Genomic DNA, 3118 nt, shown 5'->3' on the forward strand with positions numbered 1-3118 from the left:
ATTTAATATATAGAGGTGATATTTTTAATATATTTCTTTAATCACACTTGTACTGATAACTTGTTCACAAATAGCTTACTTACTCGCGCAGGCACAACGTAAATGTTTGATAAAGGCAGTCCTCAATACAAACGCATCACCCAATCATTGGCGATTGGTTCATTTATCATTTTCTGTAACCTTTACCTCTTTCAGCCTATCTTGCCGCACATGGCGGAGCACTTCCAAGTATCTGAAACTCAGATCAACTGGCTGTTTGCCGCGACAACACTTGGGCTTTCCATCAGCTTGGTGCCTTGGGCAATCGCTTCTGAAACCTTTGGTCGAAAACCTATTATCCTATTCAGTCTGTTCGCTATTCCTTTGATTGGATTGAGCATGGTGTTCACAACCACTCTACTGCAACTTGTTATTGCCAGAGCATTAATGGGAATCGCAGTCGCTGCTTTTGCAGGCGTGGCGGTTGCCTATATGGTTGAAGAGTTATCACCCAAAGCATTTGCAGTCGCGATCGGTGGTTATATTGCAGCCAACTCATTGGGTGGAATTTTCGGACGTGTATTGGGTGGCTTGATTACGGATTATTTTGACTGGCACGCAACGGTTTTGTTTTTCGTGGTCGGCTCCTTAATCGGCGCTCTCTATATTGCGTATAGTCTGCCTGACCAACAAAACTTCAAACCTCAAAAAGGGTTGTTCTTTCATCATAACCGCTCGGTTGTGATGCACTTAAGAAACCGTACCTTGTGGCTCGCGATGTTGATTGGTGGCGCTAACTTCGCTCTGTTCGTTAACCTGTATTCAGTAATGGGCTTTAGGTTGGTATCCGAACCTCACTCAGTGCCTGTGGGCTTAGCTTCACTGATATTCCTATGTTACTTGGCCGGTACGGTAAGCTCTAAGCTCTCCAACAAATGGACACTTCGCTTTGACCCGTTAAACGGTATATTGATGGGCGTGTGTATTAGCTTAATCGGAATGTTGGTTTCTGCCGTCGACAAAGTCCCATTCATGTTAGCTGGGTTGTTATTGATCAGTGGCGGAGCTTTTTTCGCCCATACCCTTGCCTATTCTTGGGTGAGTCAAAAAGCGCCAAGTGCGAAGGCCACAGCAACCGCACTTTACTTAGTTCACTATTACATAGGCGGGAGCTTGGGTGGTTTCTTACTCTTATATTGCTGGCAGTTGTTCGGTTGGAATGGTGTTATCGCCGGTGGTTCTATCTTCTATGTTGCGATATTTGCTTGGGTCTACCAGTTAAAACAACTTCAAGTGTCAGCCTCTAAACTCGCACAAGCATAAGTACGACTGAGGTTGTAACTCAATTATTGCTTTTGATTAACGTCCGTTCTGATATCCTACGCAAAATTTCTTTTCGGAACCTGTTATGTCGAACACTCAAAGCTCAGATCTTCAAACCATCCATGACCAAGTAAAACAGTGGTTAGACGATGTCGTTATTGGCCTAAACCTGTGTCCATTTGCAGCTAAGCCACAACGTAATAAACAGATTAAGATCTTTGTGAGTGAAGCGAAAACGGAAGAAGCGTTACTAGAAGACATCATGACGCACTTTGTAGAATTAGATAACACGCCAGTCGCAGAATTAGAGACGACTTTGGTGGTTGTGCCTAACATGCTGCAAGATTTCTTCGACTACAACATGTTCATTGATTGGATTGAAGCCTTGATCAAGCAAGAAGATTGGGAAGGCGTTTATCAAGTGGCAACCTTCCATCCAGACTATTGCTTTGGTGGTGCGGATCCAGAAGACGATGAAAATCTTACTAACCGCTCTCCGTATCCGGTTTACCATTTGATTCGTGAAGCGAGTATGGAAAAAGTGTTGAAGCACTACCCCAACCCTGAAACGATTCCTGATACCAACATCGCGAGAGTTGAATCTTTAACACCCGAAGAGCGTCGTAAGTTGTTCCCTTATCTATTCAGTTAAGAACTAACCTTTGAGCTTTAAGAGCTGACAGCTTCAACTTACGAGTCTGAGTGTTCTTGATGATATGGGCGAGATATAAACTGATCTCGTCCATTTTGTTTAGCAATGTACAGGCATTCATCGGCAACTTTGATGAGCTTATCTAACGCCGACATCCTTTCCCCTTTGGTATCCCCTGTACTCAACTCAAAATGACACGCACCGATTGATATAGTGACTGGCTTTCTATCAAGCGTGATTTTCTTCATCTCTTGTAAAAGAGTCATGAACTTATCTTCAACACAACTTGGTGTTTTATTTGGGTACCAAAGAATGAACTCCTCACCACCAAAGCGCGCCACAAACTCACCCTCTTGAATGTTATTGCTCAGCACGTTCGCCACTTTCTTTAATACAACATCACCCATTTGATGACCATAAGTGTCATTAACCTGTTTAAAGAAATCGATGTCGACAACCGCTAAGGTTCCCTTTCCTAAAGATCCTTTTAACTGCTCCACTTCTGCGTTCAACGTTTTGAACAAGCAACGTCTATTCGGCAAGTGTGTCAGAGGATCGTACAGAGCTTGGTACTCTAACTTCTCATTCAGCTCTTTGAGTTTTCGTTCTTGCTGTCTTCTAACCAGTTCCACTTCGATCCATGAGGCCATTAACCTCATAGCGTCGATATCGAACTCTTTGAATTCACGATGATAAGGAGCCGGGCTTGAAAAGTTTAAGGTGCCGTAAAGCTCATCATTAACGAAAATCGGGATGCCAATATAAGACTCTAAACCAAAAGACTGGTAAGCGGGATGCGTCGCATACTTATCGTGTTTGCCACAATGCTCAATGCAGATAGGACCAATCGATTTACAGGTAATTTCGCAATAGGTAGAACGATAATCGAAGATATCGCCACTATTGAGCTCAACCCCTTCAGGTGTGACAGAGTGTTCAACTAAGTAAGTATTACCCTCGACTTTAGATAAAATACCGATATCAAGGTTGAAGCGTTCAAGCCCCATGATAAGCAGCTGAGCGATCTGAATATCGAAGCCCTTCCGGTAATCATTGGTGATTTGATACAAGCGACGTATAACAATTTCGCTTTCACTGGCTTGGTTCATAAATGGAGTCCCACTGCAGCCGAAGTTAATGGCAACATTAATATTTGGTATATTA

Annotated in this window: 3 protein-coding genes; 2 read left to right on the forward strand and 1 reads right to left on the reverse strand. The window is 43.1% G+C overall.

Annotation, left to right across the window (positions count from 1 at the left end):
• The first annotated feature begins 102 nt into the window (after nucleotides 1–102).
• A complete protein-coding gene (locus AB4653_RS26780) occupies nucleotides 103–1302 on the forward strand; it encodes an MFS transporter (RefSeq protein ID WP_102258529.1) in 1200 nt (399 codons plus the stop codon).
• Between the two features lie 85 nt (nucleotides 1303–1387).
• Entirely contained in the window at nucleotides 1388–1954 is a 567-nt protein-coding gene (locus AB4653_RS26785) for a DUF1415 domain-containing protein (RefSeq protein WP_012604112.1), read from the forward strand.
• A gap of 38 nt (nucleotides 1955–1992) precedes the next feature.
• On the opposite strand, the gene AB4653_RS26790 is transcribed toward AB4653_RS26785, so the two are convergent.
• Nucleotides 1993–3063, reverse strand: coding sequence for a diguanylate cyclase domain-containing protein (locus AB4653_RS26790; protein ID WP_102258530.1), 1071 nt, complete (start codon nucleotides 3061–3063; stop codon nucleotides 1993–1995).
• Nucleotides 3064–3118: the final 55 nt, after the last annotated feature.

This window comes from Vibrio sp. 10N.222.48.A3, assembly GCF_041475345.1.
Classification (GTDB): Bacteria; Pseudomonadota; Gammaproteobacteria; order Enterobacterales; family Vibrionaceae; genus Vibrio; species Vibrio tasmaniensis_A.